At 69.2% G+C, this 16197-nt stretch carries 19 protein-coding genes and 1 pseudogene; 15 read left to right on the top strand and 5 right to left on the bottom strand.

Translation table 11 applies throughout. The features are described 5' to 3' along the window. Positions 1–209 precede the first annotated feature (209 nt). Together KUTG_RS20000 and KUTG_RS19995 are read left to right on the top strand one after the other, a co-directional pair. Positions 210–755: a DUF1269 domain-containing protein gene (locus KUTG_RS20000; protein ID WP_198047233.1), complete on the top strand. Its 546-nt coding sequence runs from the start codon at positions 210–212 to the stop codon at positions 753–755. Between the two features lie 197 nt (positions 756–952). Next, complete coding sequence (locus KUTG_RS19995; protein WP_063753543.1) at positions 953–3721, top strand: cation-translocating P-type ATPase; 2769 nt, start codon at positions 953–955, stop codon at positions 3719–3721. A 13-nt stretch (positions 3722–3734) separates the two neighbouring features. Here KUTG_RS19995 and KUTG_RS66305 read toward each other — a convergent pair. After that, positions 3735–3926: pseudogene (locus KUTG_RS66305) on the bottom strand (hypothetical protein); the annotation flags it as partial. Here KUTG_RS66305 and KUTG_RS56460 point away from each other — a divergent pair. The 3 genes from KUTG_RS56460 (at position 3843) to KUTG_RS19980 (ending at position 5552) form a co-directional block, all read left to right on the top strand. Then, positions 3843–4280: a polyphosphate kinase 2 family protein gene (locus KUTG_RS56460; RefSeq protein ID WP_369794484.1), complete on the top strand. Its 438-nt coding sequence runs from the start codon at positions 3843–3845 to the stop codon at positions 4278–4280. The pseudogene KUTG_RS66305 and the gene KUTG_RS56460 sit on opposite strands and share 84 nt — an antisense overlap. Before the next feature lie 97 nt (positions 4281–4377). Continuing rightward, complete coding sequence (locus tag KUTG_RS19985) at positions 4378–4812, top strand: DUF7144 family membrane protein (protein WP_052395020.1); 435 nt, start codon at positions 4378–4380, stop codon at positions 4810–4812. 209 nt (positions 4813–5021) lie between these two features. Further along, the gene (locus KUTG_RS19980; RefSeq protein ID WP_043718765.1) at positions 5022–5552 is read left to right on the top strand and encodes a hypothetical protein; all 531 of its coding nucleotides are present in this window, start codon (positions 5022–5024) and stop codon (positions 5550–5552) included. Positions 5553–5608: 56 nt separating this feature from the next. Here the strand turns inward: KUTG_RS19980 and KUTG_RS58710 are convergent, their stop codons facing one another. Then, positions 5609–5749 carry a hypothetical protein gene (locus tag KUTG_RS58710; RefSeq protein WP_157494655.1) on the bottom strand — a complete coding sequence of 47 codons (141 nt, stop codon included), beginning with the start codon at positions 5747–5749 and terminating at the stop codon, positions 5609–5611. Positions 5750–5836: 87 nt separating this feature from the next. On the opposite strand from KUTG_RS58710, the gene KUTG_RS58705 reads away from it, so the two are divergent. Continuing rightward, positions 5837–6028, top strand: coding sequence for a hypothetical protein (locus KUTG_RS58705; RefSeq protein ID WP_198047232.1), 192 nt, complete (start codon positions 5837–5839; stop codon positions 6026–6028). Here KUTG_RS58705 and KUTG_RS19970 read toward each other — a convergent pair. After that, entirely contained in the window at positions 5985–6494 is a 510-nt protein-coding gene (locus KUTG_RS19970; protein ID WP_052396628.1) for a potassium channel family protein, read from the bottom strand. The genes KUTG_RS58705 and KUTG_RS19970 overlap by 44 nt on opposite strands. A 155-nt stretch (positions 6495–6649) precedes the next feature. Here KUTG_RS19970 and KUTG_RS19965 point away from each other — a divergent pair, with 155 nt between their 5' ends. Next, entirely contained in the window at positions 6650–7054 is a 405-nt protein-coding gene (locus tag KUTG_RS19965) for an SHOCT domain-containing protein (protein WP_084579525.1), read from the top strand. Between the two features lie 197 nt (positions 7055–7251). Here the strand turns inward: KUTG_RS19965 and KUTG_RS19960 are convergent, their stop codons facing one another. Beyond that, positions 7252–8250 carry an NADP-dependent oxidoreductase gene (locus tag KUTG_RS19960; RefSeq protein ID WP_043718761.1) on the bottom strand — a complete coding sequence of 333 codons (999 nt, stop codon included), beginning with the start codon at positions 8248–8250 and terminating at the stop codon, positions 7252–7254. Between the two features lie 111 nt (positions 8251–8361). On the opposite strand from KUTG_RS19960, the gene KUTG_RS19955 reads away from it, so the two are divergent. From KUTG_RS19955 to KUTG_RS19940, 4 genes are all read left to right on the top strand, one after another. Beyond that, complete coding sequence (locus KUTG_RS19955) at positions 8362–9234, top strand: alpha/beta fold hydrolase (protein WP_043718760.1); 873 nt, start codon at positions 8362–8364, stop codon at positions 9232–9234. A gap of 66 nt (positions 9235–9300) precedes the next feature. Then, complete coding sequence (locus tag KUTG_RS19950) at positions 9301–9891, top strand: TetR/AcrR family transcriptional regulator (RefSeq protein WP_043718758.1); 591 nt, start codon at positions 9301–9303, stop codon at positions 9889–9891. A 155-nt stretch (positions 9892–10046) separates the two neighbouring features. Continuing rightward, entirely contained in the window at positions 10047–10862 is an 816-nt protein-coding gene (locus KUTG_RS19945; protein WP_084579523.1) for an oxidoreductase, read from the top strand. Between the two features lie 37 nt (positions 10863–10899). Next, on the top strand, positions 10900–11598 hold the full coding sequence (locus KUTG_RS19940; protein WP_043718756.1) for an SDR family oxidoreductase: 699 nt from the start codon (positions 10900–10902) through the stop codon (positions 11596–11598). Between the two features lie 55 nt (positions 11599–11653). Here the strand turns inward: KUTG_RS19940 and KUTG_RS19935 are convergent, their stop codons facing one another. Further along, entirely contained in the window at positions 11654–13087 is a 1434-nt protein-coding gene (locus KUTG_RS19935) for a hypothetical protein (protein ID WP_157494653.1), read from the bottom strand. 231 nt (positions 13088–13318) lie between these two features. Here KUTG_RS19935 and KUTG_RS19930 point away from each other — a divergent pair, with 231 nt between their 5' ends. Genes KUTG_RS19930 through KUTG_RS56455 form a run of 4 tightly spaced genes read left to right on the top strand, consistent with a single transcriptional unit; the run spans position 13319 to position 16044 of the window. Then, positions 13319–13759 carry a chromo domain-containing protein gene (locus KUTG_RS19930; protein WP_043718753.1) on the top strand — a complete coding sequence of 147 codons (441 nt, stop codon included), beginning with the start codon at positions 13319–13321 and terminating at the stop codon, positions 13757–13759. Between the two features lie 37 nt (positions 13760–13796). Continuing rightward, a complete protein-coding gene (locus KUTG_RS19925; protein ID WP_043718752.1) occupies positions 13797–14261 on the top strand; it encodes a hypothetical protein in 465 nt (154 codons plus the stop codon). 37 nt (positions 14262–14298) lie between these two features. Continuing rightward, complete coding sequence (locus KUTG_RS19920) at positions 14299–15168, top strand: peptidoglycan-binding protein (protein WP_232240869.1); 870 nt, start codon at positions 14299–14301, stop codon at positions 15166–15168. A 54-nt stretch (positions 15169–15222) separates the two neighbouring features. Beyond that, positions 15223–16044, top strand: coding sequence for a CHAP domain-containing protein (locus tag KUTG_RS56455; RefSeq protein ID WP_157494652.1), 822 nt, complete (start codon positions 15223–15225; stop codon positions 16042–16044). Positions 16045–16197: the final 153 nt, after the last annotated feature.

Genomic DNA, 16197 nt, shown 5'->3' with positions numbered 1-16197 from the left:
GTTGTGGTTAATTCAGACCAGCGGCCGCGTCGAGTACCTTGCCGAGTCCAGCGTTGTCCCTGCGACCGCCGCACACACCACCTCCTTCGGATGAGATTGAGCAACACTCACTCGTCCGAAGCGGGCAATTAGCTTGCCTTGGCGTCTCATGCCCGGGGGATGAAGCGGCCCCTTCCTTCGCTCGCTGAGATGGAGGCGCAAGCCGTGCCATGTGGGAGGAGCGAAAGGAAGTGGACGCCATGGCGACTTTGGTGGCCATCGGATACTCCGACGAGACCACGGCCTCATTGGCCGCGCATGAGGCTCAGTGTCTCGCCGAGGAGCTCATCATCCAGCCGGACGCGATCGCCGTGGTCAGCAGGGACCAGCAGGGCAGGTTCCACACGACCACCAGCCACCACGCGGTGGCCGGCGGGGCGATGTGGGGCATGTTCTGGGGCCTGCTGTTCGGCCTGCTGTTCTTCGTTCCGTTCTTGGGAATGGCGGTCGGCGGCGGGCTCGGCGCACTGCTGGGAAGGGTCGAGAAGTCAAGCGTCAGCAGGCAGTTCCAGGACCAGGTGCGCGAAATGCTGAAACCGGGGACGTCCGCGCTGTTCCTCATTGTCGAGAAGGTGACCCCGGACAAGGCGGTTGCCGCGATGAGCAAGTTCGGCGGCACCGTGCTCAAGTCCTCGCTGTCCGAGCAGGCCGAGGCCGACCTGCAGGCGGCGCTGCACGGCACACCCCTGCCTGCCACGACCCCGGCGGCGCAGTAGCCGGCGCGGCAACCCCCGGGCGTGGCTCATTGTTCCGCAGGTCCGTCACACCTGCTGGACGGACGCCTTGAGGCCGTCGGTGCCGACCTTGGCCACCTTGACCGTCAGCCGAGGGTCTTCACCCTGCGCGGATGAAGACTCGCCACAAACCGCAGTGGACGCTCGCTGCTGCGCCAGCGGCCGGAAGGAGACCACCGATGACGAGGCGAACGGTGTCCACCCCGTTCCACACGCTTTCGGTCGCCGACGTGCTTCGGACGGAGGGCGTCGACCGCGCCAACGGCCTGAGCGCGGCGCAGGCGACCGCACGCCTGCAGGTGTTCGGTCCCAACCGATTCGCCGAGGAGCGCAGGCAACCCTGGCCGCGCGCCTTCGTCCGGCAGTACGCCGACCCGATGCAGATCGTGCTGCTGGTCGCCGGGATCTGCAGCATGTTCCCGTTGCGGCAATACGGGACCGGCGCCCTGCTCCTGTTGCTGACGCTGTTCAACGCGGTGCTCGGCCTACATCAGGAGGGCAAGGCGGTCGCGGCCGTCGCGGCCCTGCAGAAGATGACGATCGCCGTGGCCAGGGTGCGGCGAGACGGAACCCTGGTGGAGCTGCCGGCCGACCAGTTGGTCCCCGGCGACCTCGTGCTGATCGAGGCGGGCGACATGGTGCCGGCGGACGGCCGGCTCGTGCGGGCGGCCAGGCTGGAGATCGACGAGTCCGCGCTCACCGGCGAGAGCGTCCCGGTGGTCAAAGGGGTCGATCCGGTGGATCGGGTCGACACGGATCTGGGCGACCGCACCGACATGGTGTACCTGAACACCGCCGTCACCAGGGGCGCGGGCGAGTTCGTCGTGACCGCGACCGGGATGACGACCGAAGTCGGCCATATCTCCGGCATGCTGTGCGTGGAGCGGGGCGTCCAGACGCCGCTGACCCGCCAGCTGGCCAGGCTGACCAACCAGATCCTGGTCATCGCGGGGATCGCGCTGCTGCTGTCGGTGGTGGTGAACCTGACCCGGGGACTGCCCTTCAGCGCGGTGTTCACCGCGGCGACAGCGTTCGCCATCGCCGCGATCCCCACCGGCCTGCCCGTGGTCGTCACGACGCTGCTCTCGCTGGGCACCCAGTCCCTGGCCGGCAAGCACGCGATCGTCAAGCAGTTGCGCTCCACCGAAACCCTCGGCTGCACCTCGGCGATCAACTCGGACAAGACCGGAACGATGACGCTGAACCAGATGACCGCCGTCGAGCTGGCCATCCCCGGCCGCCGGTACTCGGTCGGAGGTACCGGGTACTCGACGCGGGGCCGGATCACGCACGTGGCCGGCCAGCCCGAGGTCGACCTCGAACCGTTCCTGCTGCCGATGGTGCTCGCCTCCGACGCGGTGGTCAGCGACGGCGAGCTGGTTGGCGATCCGACCGAGGGCGCGCTGGTCGTGCTGGCGGAGAAGGGTGGCCTGGACGCGAAGTCCAGCCGGGAACGGTTCCCGCGCATCGCCGAGGTTCCGTTCGACGCCGCGTACAAGCTGATGGCGACCTTCCACCGGATGACCGACGAGTCCGGCAAAGACATCGTGCGCTGCTTCGTCAAGGGCGCACCCGACCGGCTGCTGGCCCGCGCCGCCACCACAGTGGACGACGATTTCCGCGCCCGCTACCTCGCCGAGAACCGACGGCTGGGCGAACGGGGGCTGCGGGTGCTCGCGACCGCCCGCAAGGACTTCGACCACGTGGGGTTCGACCCGAACGCCGACCTGCTCGCCCTGCTCGACGGCCTGACCCTGTTGGCGCTCGTCGGCATCGTCGACCCGCCGCGTCCGAATGCGAGGGAGGCGATCGCTACCGCGAAGTCGGCCGGCATCCGGGTCCGGATGATCACCGGTGATCACGTGGTGACCGCCGAGGCGATCGCACGTGAGCTGGGCATCGAGGGCAGGGCCGTGGTGGGCGCCGAGTTCGGCGCACTCAGCGACGACGAGGCGCTCGAGCAGGTCGAGGACATCGGTGTCGTCGCGCGGGTCACCCCGGAGCACAAGGTCAGGCTGGTGGAGGTGCTGCAACGCAAGGGCGATGTCGTCGCCATGACCGGCGACGGGGTGAACGACGCCCCCGCGCTCCGCAAGGCCGACATCGGCATCGCGATGGGCATCACCGGCACGGAGGTCTCCAAGGAGGCCGCCACGATGATCATCACCGACGACGATTTCTCCACCATCGTCAGGGCGGTCGAGTTGGGCCGCGGACTCTACGACAACCTCACGAGGTACGTCCGTTTCCAGATGGGCGCGCTGGTCGGGTTCGTCGTCACCTTCCTCGGGGCGAGCATCCTCAATCTCGCCGCCGGGATCCCGTTCCTGCCGACGCAGACGCTGTGGGCGAACTTCACCACCCAGATGTTCCAGGCCATCGGCCTCGGCTCCGGCAAGCCAGCCGACGGCCTCATGCTCGGCACACCCCGCCCGGCCGACGAGCCCATCGTCCCGCGCGGCGTGCTCGCCTGGTTGGGCGTGGCCGGACTCGTGCTGGGCGCCAGCACCCTCCTGGTGATCTGGTGGGCCGGTGCCGCCCACGGTCTGGACGTCGCCCGCACGATGGGGCTGACCACGTTCTCGATCTCCGAGTTGTTCTTCTCGTTCACGATCAGGAGCGGGCAGCGGTCGATGTTCAGCCTGGACACCTTCGACGACCGGCGCTTCCGCGTCACCACGGCGATGTCGGTGGCGGCGATCGTGCTCGCCACCGAGTTCGGTCTGTTCCAGAAGATCCTGCACACCATCAGCCTCGACCTCGGGCAGTGGCTGGCCTGCGTCGTGGCCGCCGCCCCGATCATCCTGGTTTCGGAGCTGTACAAGGCACTGCTCCGCCGTCGGTCCGGCGCATCGGCCGCAGGTACCGCAGGACCGGGTGCCCACCAGGAACGCTGTGCGACACCGCCAACGTGCGTGCCAGCGGAACGACGGTCTGCCGGCACCTGAGTGCGGGGCTGGACAGCACGAGCAGGATGGGAAACCCATGCAGGCGCTCGGCGGCCTCGTCGCCCTGGGTGCGGCCGAGCGGGCTGAGTGCCCGCCAGTCGTCGGCGGCGTCACGCGTGCGGTGCGCGCCGGCGCGGGCGTGGCGCGACAGCAACCGTGCCGGCTCGGTGGTTCGGACCGACTTCGTCAAGCCGCTGCTCGACATCTCGTCGCAGGAGCAGCGGAGCCGGTTCCTCCGGCGCATCGAGATCCCGGAGAGGAACTGGAAGTTCTCCGCCGCCGACGCGCGCGGGAACGCCAGCACTGGGACGACTGTCAGGATGCCTTCTCCGAGATGCTCTCCAACACCAGCACGCACTGGGCGCCGTGGCACGTTGTTCCCGCCGACCGACAGTGGTTCGCGCGGCTGGCTGCGGCCGCCGCCATCGCGAACACCCTCATCACGATCGCCCCCCGCTATCCGGTCCTGGACGAGGACGTGCGGCAGGACCTGCTCGCGGCCAGGGCGGAACTCGAGGCGGAGGGGCCGAAGGCCAAGGGGAGCGGAAAGTCCCGGTAGCAGCGGTCGGTTCACCCCTGGCGGATGAAGCGCCGGTCCGCCGGCCCGCGCGAGGGTCTGCCGATAACTACCGCGGCTACCCGAGAAGGGACGACAGATGGTGGTGAACAAGATGGTGTGGGTCGGCTCGGTGGTCTTCGCCAGCGCGATGCTCGTGGTGATCGGCGGGATCAATGTCGTCGAGGGCCTCGTGGCGCTGGGACAGCGCGGCCGGGTCGTCGTGGTCGAGGACAAGTTCTACCTGGTCGACCTGACCGGCTGGGGATGGGGATTGTTGATCTCCGGCGGGGTGCTGATCCTCACCGGGCTCGGCTTGCTGGCGGCCAAGAGCGCGGCGCGCGTCGCGGCGATCGTGATCGTGGGCGTGCACGCCGTGGCACAGGTGTTCTGGATCGGCGCCTATCCGATCTGGTCGTTGCTGATGATCGCGCTCGACACCGTGGTGCTGTACGCGCTGACCGTCCGGTGGACGGACGTGCGCGAGGAGACGACCGGCGTCAGCGCGATCGGCGAGCACAGCAGGGTCAGCTGAGAAGGAGTCGTCGCCGTGCGGGCCGCCCCGTCGCCAGGCGGCTCGCCGGAGAAGGAACTGGCACGCCTGCGCGCCGAGGTGGCTCCGCTGCGATCCGAGCTGGACACGAGGAAGCGGCGTGGCCGGCTCACAGCCGCCGCGCGCGGGTGTGCGACGGCCATCCTGGTCGTGCTGGCCACCTTCTGCGTGGTGGCCAGCACCGTTGTGGGGTGTGGGCGACGTGGACCGTGCTCGACACCGACCACTGGGTGCAGACGGCGGCGCCGCTGCCCAAGGACCCGCAGGTCGCCACGGCCATCGCCAGCTACGCGACCGACGAGGTCTTTCAGGCGCTCGACGTGCCGCGTCGGCTGTCCGAGGTCCTGCCGAGCCAGGCGGCGTTCATCCGGTCACCGGTCAGCTGCACGACTTCGTGCGGCGCATCGTCGACCAGTTGGCGCGAACCGACCAGTTCCAGGCCTTGTGGATCGAGGCCAACCGGCTGGTCCACCAGCAGGCCGTCGACATGCTGGTGGACCAGCCAGGTCGCCGTGGCGCAGGGCGACGAGATTCGCATCGACCTGCTGCCCATCGTCAACCAGGTGCTGCGCCACCTCTCGCAGCGGTTGCCGACGCTGTTCGGCCACCAGCTCAACCTGCCCGAGGTGACCGGCGGAGAGATCCCACAGAACCTCAGGGCGAGGATCGGGGACGCCCTCGGCGTCACGCTGCCGGCGAACTTCGCCCAGTTCACCGTGTAGCGGGGCAACGAACTCCGGCGGTTGCAGCACGCGGTCCTGCTGGTGAAGCGGGGACTTCACGGCGTGATCGCCCTCGCGGTGGTGACAGTGGCAACCGCGCTGTGGATCTCGCCGCGGCGGCGCCGGACCGTGCTCCAGTTCGGGCTGTGGCTGGTGGTCTGGGTAGTCGTCGTCACCGCGTCGACGCGTGTGGTCAAGGCGCAGGTGCTGGCGCAGGCGCCGCCATCACTCTTCGAGAGCTGCGGCCGGTCGCCGGCCGCGTGCTGGCCAGTGGTCCCGACTGGGTGCGCGCCCATGTCGACCTGCTCCGCATCGCCGGCGTCGCGGTCGCCGCGCTGGCGGCGTTGCTGCTGTCGTCGTGGGCCGGACTGCTCGTCGTGGTCGTGGTGCTCGCCGGGTACCAACTGCTGCTGACGGCGGTGGGTCGCAGGTTCAGGTCCGATCCTGCCGGCGGCGCTGCACCGCATCGAGGATGACCCGCAGCAGCACGCCGAGTACGAGCAGATCGCCGAGCATCTGCGTCGTGACAACGATCCTGGCGGCCTCCGTCAGCGCCACGATGTCGCCGAATCCGACTGTGGCGAACACCGTGACGGTGAAGTACAGCGCGTCGGTGCGGGTCAGCGGTTCACTGAAGCTGCCGGGAAGATCGCGCGCCATCAGGTAGTAGACGGAGGCGAAGACCAGCAGGAACAGCGGAATGATCACCGCGAGCGCCTGGACGCCCTGAGCCGCTGGATGCGCGGAGCGCAGGATCGCGCGGACCTGCCAGACGACCACGCCGATCACGACCACCAGTCCGACCGCCAACAGGGCGAAGGCCGATCCGGTCAGCGGGCGGTTCATCGGCAGCAGGTAGTACACGACGACGAGCCCGGCGGTGCTCAGCAGCGGGCGGACGGCGGCCACGAGCGTCGGACGCCACCGCGATGGCGGGGCCACGCACACCTCCCCTCCGGCCGCAATTGCGTGGAAGGCCTGCCACCCATGGTAATTCCCGATAGTCCATCCGTTGCGGGGGATGTGGCGGCGCGGCGTGCACGGGAGCTTGGCCCCGGGCGTGCGACCGCACGTCGACGGGCTTTCCGGGAGACGCCATGATGCTGGCCGAAGGCAGCGGGTATCCACTGTTCGACGTGCTGTGGACGATGTTCGTCCTGTTCGCCTGGATCATGTGGTTCTGGCTGTTCATCGTGATTTTCGCCGACCTGTTCCGCCGCTCGGACATCTCCGGCTGGGGCAAGGCGGGCTGGACGGTCTTCGTCATCGTGGTGCCGTTCATCGGTGTGCTCACCTACCTGGTCGTGCAGGGCGGCAACATGGCCGAACGTCGCCGCGCCGAGGCGGAGGCGGTGCAGGCTCGGTTCGGGAGCTACATCCAGTCGGCGTCCTCGACCGGGCACGCGTCAGACCAGATAGCCAAGGCCAAGGATCTCCTGGACAGCGGCGCCATCGACCGCGCCGAGTACGAGCTGCTCAAGCAGAAGGCGCTGGCGCCCTGAACCTTTTTCATCCTGTGGTGGATGTGGTGCTGGGCACTAGTTGGTGCGGTCAGTCAGTGGAACCTGGTGTGGTCGATCCATCGCTCGCCGACACGGCCTCCGGTGAGTCAACAGCCCTCGACCGTGGTCCGCGCCCCGGCGCCAGGACAACGCCTGGACCAGGATGCCGAACGGTCGCGGACCGCAACACCTGTGCGCTACTCCAGGGTCACTACGACCTTGCCCTTGGCACGTCCCTGGTCGACGTAGGCGACGGCGTCGAGCGTCGCGTCGAACGGGAACACCCGGTCGATGATCGGGCGCAGGTGGCCGGCGTCGATGAGGGTGGCGAGCTCCTGCAGCTGCGAACCGCCGGCCCGCATGAACAGGAACGAGTACTGGACGCCTAGCCGCTTCGCTTGGCGGCGGGTGCGGCGGCTCAGCAGGGTCATGGCCACGCGAAGGAAGGCCGGGGCGCCGATCTGCTGGGCGAAAGCGGGGTCGGGCGGGCCGGCGATGCCGATCGCCAGGCCGCCGGGCTTGAGCACGGTCAAGGACTTCGCCAGATTCGTACCGCCCAACGGGTCGAGAACGACGTCGTAGCCGGACAGGACCTCGGCGAAGTCCTCGTGCTTGTAGTCGATGACCAGGTCGGTGCCGAGAGCCTTGACCCACTCGACGTTCGATGTGCTGGTGGTCGTGGCGACGGTCGCACCCAGGTGCTTGGCCAGCTGGATCGCGATCGTGCCCACGCCACCGGAACCGGCGTGGATGAGGACCTTCTGCCCAGCCGTCACGTTCGCGCGCTCGACCAGGGCCTGCCACGCGGTGAGCCCGGCCAGCGGCACGGCGGCCGCTTCCACCATGGACAGCGAGGCCGGCTTGAGGGCGACGTCGTCCTGATGGATGGCGATGAGCTCGGCGAACGTCCCGATGCGGTGATCCCGGGGACGGGCGTAGACCTCGTCGCCGGCCTTGAACTTCCGCACCGCGGATCCGACGCGGGTGACGACGCCGGCGACGTCGTGCCCGAGCACGAACGGCGGACGGTAGCGCAGGATCAGCTTGAAGTCGCCGTCGCGGATCTTGGCGTCCAGCGGGTTGACGCCGGCGGCGCGGACGCTCACCAGGACGTCATGGGTGCCCAGCTGGGGTTCCGGCAGCTCTGCGGCGCGCAGGCCGTCCTTGCGGTAGCGCTCGACGATGAATGCCTTCATGTGTTCCCGCTCTCCTCATCTCGTTCAGCCGACCACTTGCGGTGGCCATTGAATTATGACCATACTGCAATCACGGCCGGACGGCGACCCCAACGACAGACGAGGACAGCCATGAACAACCCGCAAGCAGCACGAGAGGACGCCCGGGCGTCCTATCAGGACACATCGACCCGCACGGTTTCCGCCGGAGGCGTGGATTTCGCCTACCGCGTGCTCGGCCCGGACACCGGCGTCCCGGTGGTCTTCCTGACCCACCTGGCCGCGACCTTGGACAACTGGGATCCCCGTGTCGTCGACGGCATCGCCGCGGCACGCCGGGTCATCACCTTCGACAACCGCGGCGTCGGCGCGTCCACCGGCTCGACACCGAACACCATCGAGGCCATGGCGAACGACGCCGTCACGTTCATCAAGGCGCTGGGTTTCCCCGAGGTCGACCTGCTCGGCTTCTCGATGGGCGGCATGATTGCCCAGCTGATTGCCGCCGACGAACCCCGACTCGTCCGCAAGCTGATCATCGCGGGCACCGGCCCGGCCGGCGGCGAGGGCATCAAGAACGTGACCAGGATTTCGCACCTGGACACTCTCCGGGGGTTGCTCACGGCGCAGGACCCGAAGCAGTTCCTGTTCTTCACCCGGACCGCGAACGGACGCAGCGCCGGCAAGCAGTTCCTGACCCGGCTGAAGGAGCGCAAGGTCAACCGGGACAAGACGATCTCCCTGCGGTCCTACGGTGCGCAGCTCAAGGCCATCCACCGCTGGGGCCTGGCGCGACCGGCCGACCTGTCCGCCATCCGCCAGCCCGTGCTCGTCGCGAACGGCGACGCCGACCGGATGGTGCCGACCACCAACTCGGCCGACCTGGCGCGGCGCCTGCCCGACAGCGAACTGGTGATCTACCCCGACGCGGGGCACGGAGGGATCTTCCAGTACCACGGCGAGTTCGTCGCCAAGGCGCTCGAATTCCTCGCCCGGGAACGTTGATCCGGCGGCCGCCCATTGGCTTACGAGTGAAATACCATATGATCGGCCGGCGGAGGCGAGGAAAGCATGGTGCGCTACAGCGGCGAGCACAAGCAGGAGACCCGGCAGCGGATCATCGAGACGGCCGGGCGCCGGCTCAAGCGAGACGGCATCGACGGCTCCGGAGTCTCCACGCTGATGAAGGACGCCGGGCTGACCAACGGCGCCTTCTACGCCCACTTCACGTCCAAGGACGACCTCGTCGCCACCGCGATCGCCGACCAGCTGCAGGCCCTCAACGCGAACGTCGTCGCGCAGGCAGAGCCCGGACTGGCGGGACTCCACCAGATCGTGCGCTGGTACCTGTCGGCCGAGCACCGCGACAACCCCGGCGACGGCTGCCCCAACGCCGCACTGCTCGACGAGATCGGGCGCTGCACCGACACCACCAGGCAGGCCTACACCGACGGCGTCCTGCTGGTCATCGACGGCATCGCCGCTCGTATCGCCCCCGACGATCCACCCGCGGCCCGGGTGAAGGCGCTCAGTCTCCTCGCGATGCTGGCCGGGACACTGCAGCTCTCCCGCGCCCTGACCGACCGGCAACTGTCCGACGACCTACTCGAACAAGGCATCCACAACGCCTTTACCTTGCTGGGCAACGAACAGCACAGCTGAACCGCCTCACGTCAGCGGGCCCTGGCCGAGGAATCGCTCCAGGCAACCGAACTTCACCAGACGCCCCAGCGCGCTCCGGGGACCCGTCATGCCCGCGTGCGCTCTGCCGCGCGGCGATCCAAACCGACGTAATTCACCAGGACAAGGAGTCAGCGATGGCTGCAACCCAGCGGGTCGCGCTCGTGACAGGCGCCTCCTCGGGCATCGGCAAGGCAACGGCGACCGCCCTCGCCACAGCGGGCTTCGCGGTGATCGGCACCGGCCGGCACACCCGGGGACTCACCCCGCCCGCGGGCGTGACCTTCCTCGACCTCGACATCGCCGACGACCACTCCGCCGACACCGCGGTCCGGCAGGTGATCGACCGGTTCGGCCGGATCGACGTCCTGGTCAACAACGCCGGTATCGGCTCGGCCGGCGCCGTCGAGGAAAACTCCGTGACCCAGGCCAGGAATGTCTTCGACATCAACGTCTTCGGGGTCATGCGCATGACCAAGGCCGCCCTGCCGCACATGCGAGCCCAAGGAAGCGGACGCGTCATCAACATCTCGTCCGTTCTCGGGCTCGTCCCCCAGCCCTACATGGCCCTCTACGTCGCGGCGAAGCACGCCATCGAGGGCTACTCCGAGTCTGTGGACCACGAGGTCCGCGAGCACGGCGTCCGGGTGCTGCTCGTCGAGCCCGCCTACACCAGGACCGGTTTCGACACCAACGCCGCGCAGCCTGACACCCCCCTGGCTGTGTACGCGCAGCGACGGCGCGTCTTCGACGAGGTGATCGCCGCGGCGATGAAGGTCGGTGATGACCCGGCTGTCGTCGCCGAGGTGGTCGTCGCGGCAGCCACCGATCCCAAGCCGAAGCTGCGCTACACCGCCGGCCCGCTCGCCCGGCGGATGCGCACGCTGCGCCGCCTCGCCCCCGCCGGAACGTTCGACAAGGGGATCCGCAAATTCAACCGGATGCCCGTCTGACCGCCGATTCGGTCACCCATCACCTCAGGAGATTCCCGTGGACCTGACCAGCAGCACCGCCCTCGTCACCGGAGCCAACCGGGGATTCGGCCGCGCACTCGCCGCCGAACTGCTTCGTCGCGGCGCCACCGTCTACGCCGGCGCCCGCAACCCCGACGAGGTCGACCTGCCCGGCGCCACCCCGATCGCGCTCGACATCACCAACCCCGCCTCCGTCACCGCGGCGGCCCAAGCCGCCGGCGACGTGACCGTCCTGATCAACAACGCTGGCTCGCCCCCGGGCGCCGACCTGCTCACCGGCGACCTGGCCGACATCCGCCTGGAGATGGACACCCACTACCTCGGCACCCTCTCGGTCATCCGCGCCCTCGCACCCCGGATCGCGGCCAACGGCGGCGGCGCGATCCTCAACGTCCTGTCCGGCCTGTCCTGGGTCAGCTTCCCGGACGCCGGCGCCTACTGCGCCGCCAAGTCCGCGGAATGGTCCCTCACCAACGCATTGCGCCTGCAACTCGCCGGCCAGGGCATCCGCGTGACCGCGCTGCACGTCGGCTACATGGACACCGACATGATCCGCACCGTCGACGCACCCAAGTCCGACCCCGCCGACATCGCCCGGATCGCCGTCGACGGCCTCGCCGACGACGCCTACGAGATCGTCGCGGACGACGCCTCCCGCCAGGCGCAGGCCGCACTGGCCGGCGGTGTCTCGGCGCTCTACCCGCAGCTTCCCTGAAGGGACAGCCAGCCGGAATCCCAGTTCGGGGCCAGGGCTGAGTCGGGCGTTCCCGTCAGAACGGGCAGGTGGCTTCGTCGATGCCGGTGAGGCCCCAGGGGGCGCCGGCCTGCGGCACGTCGTCGGGCTCGGTCGTTCGGGTGTGCGGTGACCAGGCGAGGAATCTGGTGGTGCTGGAGGGAAGGGTGGCGGTGAAGCGGCGGGTGTCCGGGCCGAACTCGGGCGCGGGGCCGTGGTCGTGCCAGGTCGCGTCCCGGTGGCCGAGACGGATTGCCGGCATCGGGATCTTCAGGCCGCCCACCTCAAGGACTGCCGGCTCGACCGGGGCCCAGCGTGGGGGCGTGCCTTCGCGGCTGATCAGCTGACCGAGGGCCCGGTCCCACTGCACGACCTGGCCGGCCCAGAGCAGCCTGGTCTGACGGATGCGCACTCGGTCGAGCAGGGGGATCCCCCGCACGACCTGACCGATCTCCTGGCCGGTCACGTCTTCGAGGTCGATGAGGTCCTCCAGCAACTCCGTGGTCTCCCGAAGCCGGAGCACCTTGTCCGGCTCCGGCGTCTGCAGGGGGATGCCGACGGAATCCGGGCCCGGTTCGCCGAACACCAACACCACGGAACGGCACAGCTTCAGCTCCAGGGTGCTCGCCGCGTGGGCGATTCGAAGATCCTCGTTGGCGGTGAGCACCTTCGCCGCCATCTCCATCGTGTCGTCGTCCTCGCTGCGCATCTCGACGTGGAGGACGACGCCGTCGTCGACCATCAGATGCCAGGTCCGGACGTTGTCCTCGACGACCTCGTCCAGGACGGTCGCATGGTAGACGGCGATGGACGAGCCGTCGGACGCCTTCAGCTCGATACGGAGCTTGTGGGCGGGGACGGAGTGGAGCATCCGGGGACGGGTCGGCGGCTCCTGGGGGGCGTCGAGATCGTCGTACGACTCGGACAGCGGAGAGATCTCGGTGTTCGGTGGGGCGATGTACATGGTGGCCGGACGGGCCAGCACGACGTCGGCCGTCCACGCCTGCTCGTCGACCGTGACGGCGCCGGCGTCCCGCAGCTGCTCGATGAAGCGCAGGGTCTCCATGGTGAGGGCGGCGACACGCGAGACGACGTTCACCGCCGCGAGGTGACGCTCACCGAAGGAGGAGCCGGCGGCCAGCTCTGAGTCCGTGACCGGGCCGGTCGCGTCGGTGTCGTCCACCTTCAGCGCCTTCCACGCCGCCCGCAGGTCACCGAGCCGGCCGAGTCGCTGTTCGGTCGACGTCGACGAGGCGTCCAGCAGCCGCCGGATCGCGCTGAGGACCTTCGGATAGAAGGTCGACTCCTGCTTCGAGGTCAGTGGCCGAACCCGCGCCGCGAGTGACTCGAACACCTCCTCGTCGGCGGCCTGGGCCAGCGCCTCCGGGTCTCGGAGCAGGGAGTGAGCACCGATCCGCCGCGCCCGAAGGACAAATCGGGCGACGGTGTCAGCGGGCTGCAGCGATGTCATGGCTGACATCGTGGCGGAACTTCGGGCGCCGCGCCGCCGGGCGTCGACCCGGCGTTCGGTCGCGCAGGGCCAACGCCAGGCGAACGTCAACCTGTCGTCATGGAGGTTCCGCCGCGGGGCGGACAGGATGTTGTTCAACGGCAGGGGAGACCAGGAACGGCCGGCCCCGGCAGACAGAAGCTCATCGCCCCGACGGCGAAAAGCCCCGCTCCCAGAACGAAGGGCACCTCCATGTCCAAAATCGCCAAGATGGCCGCCGTCGCGGCGTTCGCGGTGCCGGTGCTCGTGGGCGCCGCCGGAACGGCGCAGGCCTCCACTCCTTCCGGCTGCTCCAGCGTCACCCAGATCGGCAGCACGGCGTACATCACCGCCGGCGGCCAGACCATGGCCTCGGTGAAGCAGTACAAGGGCTGCAACAAGAACTACGCCTACCTGTACATGTGGGAGGGCTACCGCTCCAGCCACAGCAGCTGGAGCGTCTGCACGTCCATCGTCACCAACGGCGGGCACACCCTGGAGGACGAGAGCTGCGGCACCAGGGCCAATCCCGTCGAGATCTGGTCCTTCGGCGCCTCCACCCTGTCGCAGTGCACCCAGGCCCTGGGCTGGAGCGGCACCGGCGACTGGCCGGACCCGGGCGACCCCCGCGCGGTGACCGACGTCCGCTGCTGACCTGGCGAACCCGCCCCCACAGGAGAACGAGAAAGCCATGCAGCGTTCGATTCCGCACGTCGCCGCCGGACTGGCCGCGCTTGCCATCGCAGTGACCCCGGCCGTCGCGGCGGCCGCGCCGGCATCGGCCGCCACGGCCGCCTCCTGCTCCGACCGTTATCAGGTGGGCAGCACCAAGGTGGTGCCCGACGAGCACGGGCAGTCGGCCATGTCCATCAAGCAGTACTGGTCGCCGTCCTGCCAGGAGAACTTCGCCTACGCCTACGTCTGGCAGTCCTTCCGCGACAGCCACCCCGGCGCCTTCACCATCGTGGTCGGCGAGATCTGGGTTCATTCGCCCGGCGTGGAGACGAACCCCGTCGCCAACAGCGCCGTCGACACCCGCCAGGCGGAGCTCTGGTCGCCCGGTTTCTACGGGCCCGGCCGGTGCACCTACGCCACGGGCACCCTCGCTTGGGGCTCCTACGACAGTGACGGCAAGACCGACCAACGGTGCGGCTGACCGGGCCGATCCTCGAACGAACGGAAAGAAGCTCCGCATGAACACCACAACGAGGACCCGGCGCACCGTCACGGGGCTGTTCGCGGCCGTCGCCGCCCTGGGCTGCCTGGCGTTGACCGCGGCGCCGGCTTCGGCCGTGCCCGCGGCCCAGACCACCGCCGCGCTGCCCGCCGTCGACATGGAAGCCACCGTCCTGGCGGCCCAGATCGACCCGCGGCGCGCCGACAGCACGCAGACCCCGGGCGCCCACGATTCCGTGCTGGCCGTGGAGAAGGCTCTCCAGGCCCGCAATCTGCTGGACGCCAAGTGGGTCGACGGCTACTTCGGCACCACCACCATCACGGCGTACGCGGCCTTCCAGCGTTCGCTCGGGTACAGCGGCCTGGCCGCGAACGGGCTGCCCGGCCAGAGCTCGCTGACCGCGCTCGGGCAGGGCCGGTTCACCGTCTCCCGTGTCATCGGACCGGGCGCGAAGATCAAGCGCGACGGCTACACCATCAACACCCGCACCCAGGCGATGCTCACCGAGGCCGAGCGCCTGCTGGGCCGGACCCTCAAGCTCGACCAGGGTTCCTACAACCCCGGCGGCGACCCGACCTCGGCCGGCACCCATGACGGCGGCGGTGTCGTGGACGTCAACGTCGACGGCATGTCCGCCGCCACCAAGACCTCCGTCGCCAAGGCCCTGCGCCAGGTCGGCTTCGCCGCCTGGGTCCGCAACCCGACCCAGGGCGACTGGCCGTGGCACATCCACGCCGCGGCGATCAACGACACCGACCTGTCCACCCAGGCCCAGAACCAGATCGGTGACTACTACCTCGGCTTCAACGGTCTCGCCAACCACGGCGCCGACGACGGGCCCCGGATCGCGATCCAGACCTGGGAGGACTACCAGCGCACGCACTGACCGGCGCGCTGGACGTCCTCCCCACCCGCTGACACTTCACGAAAAGGGAAAACCGTGAGAAACGTACGCACGATGCTGACCGTCGCCGGCACCGCCCTTGCCCTGGCCGTCCCCACCCTGGCCGTCACCGCCGCGCCCGCGTTCGCCGCGAGCCGCGACGGGGTCTGCGACAGCGGGGAGTTCTGCTACTACTACAACAGCAACGAGGCCGGCTCGGTCTCCGACTTCACCGGCTCGATCAGCGACCTCGGCGCCACCGAGCCGTCCTGCTACGATTTCAAGAGCGCCGGCGCCGGTCAGGGCGTGTGCGTGAAGAACAACGCGGCGTCGGTGTGGAACCGCTCCTCGTCCACCGTGGTGGTCTACTTCAACAGCAACTTCGGCGGGGCGAGCCAGTCCATCGCCCCCGGCGCGAAGGCGAACCTCGACGCCACGCTGAAGAACAACAACGCCAGCCACCAGTTCGTCACCGGTGGTGGCGGCGGCACGCAGACTCCTCGCGACGACTACGACGGCAACGCCCGCGGCTTCGCGCAGGACAACTGCACCGCGTTCGCGGCCTACCGGATCGCCAGCCGGCTCGGCGTGCCCAGCTTCAGCAACTCCTATGGCGGCACCACCTGGGGCAACGCCGGCACCTGGGACGACGCCGCCCGCCGCGTCGGCGTCTCGGTCAACAAGACCCCGACGGTGGGCTCCATCGCCGTCAACGACGTGCACAAGGTCGGCCACGTGGCCTACGTCAACGCGGTGCACTCGGACGGCTCGTTCGACGTCGAGGAGTACAACTGGAACAACCCGCTCGCCTACGGCACCCGCAAGAACGTGCACGTGAGCGACGCCCAGGCCGACTTCCAGTGGATGCTCCACTTCTGATCGGTCTCTGAATCACCCCCTCGGGGCGCCGGTGGTCAGCACCGGCGCCCCACAGGCATGCCCAGTTCCGCGAATCGGTTGAACCGGCGCGGCCCGTTGACCGACAATGGTCGGACTGGCCTGTGCCGCTCCGGCGGCTGACCGTGTCCGGGG

It is taken from the genome of Kutzneria sp. 744 (assembly GCF_000568255.1).
Taxonomy (GTDB): Bacteria; Actinomycetota; Actinomycetes; order Mycobacteriales; family Pseudonocardiaceae; genus Kutzneria.
Note: the sequence above shows the minus strand (reverse complement) of the source record. Positions and strands in the feature narration are given on the sequence as shown.

Bases quoted from the DNA above. Each gene is read 5' to 3' on its own strand.
- KUTG_RS20000 (WP_198047233.1), top strand. From the start codon at position 210: ATGTGGGAGGAGCGAAAGGAAGTGGACGCCATGGCGACTTTGGTGGCC.
- KUTG_RS19995 (WP_063753543.1), top strand. From the start codon at position 953: ATGACGAGGCGAACGGTGTCCACCCCGTTCCACACGCTTTCGGTCGCC.
- KUTG_RS19985 (WP_052395020.1), top strand. From the start codon at position 4,378: ATGGTGGTGAACAAGATGGTGTGGGTCGGCTCGGTGGTCTTCGCCAGC.
- KUTG_RS19965 (WP_084579525.1), top strand. From the start codon at position 6,650: ATGATGCTGGCCGAAGGCAGCGGGTATCCACTGTTCGACGTGCTGTGG.
- KUTG_RS19960 (WP_043718761.1), bottom strand. From the start codon at position 8,250: ATGAAGGCATTCATCGTCGAGCGCTACCGCAAGGACGGCCTGCGCGCC.
- KUTG_RS19955 (WP_043718760.1), top strand. From the start codon at position 8,362: ATGAACAACCCGCAAGCAGCACGAGAGGACGCCCGGGCGTCCTATCAG.
- KUTG_RS19950 (WP_043718758.1), top strand. From the start codon at position 9,301: ATGGTGCGCTACAGCGGCGAGCACAAGCAGGAGACCCGGCAGCGGATC.
- KUTG_RS19945 (WP_084579523.1), top strand. From the start codon at position 10,047: ATGGCTGCAACCCAGCGGGTCGCGCTCGTGACAGGCGCCTCCTCGGGC.
- KUTG_RS19935 (WP_157494653.1), bottom strand. From the start codon at position 13,087: ATGACATCGCTGCAGCCCGCTGACACCGTCGCCCGATTTGTCCTTCGG.
- KUTG_RS19930 (WP_043718753.1), top strand. From the start codon at position 13,319: ATGTCCAAAATCGCCAAGATGGCCGCCGTCGCGGCGTTCGCGGTGCCG.
- KUTG_RS19925 (WP_043718752.1), top strand. From the start codon at position 13,797: ATGCAGCGTTCGATTCCGCACGTCGCCGCCGGACTGGCCGCGCTTGCC.
- KUTG_RS19920 (WP_232240869.1), top strand. From the start codon at position 14,299: ATGAACACCACAACGAGGACCCGGCGCACCGTCACGGGGCTGTTCGCG.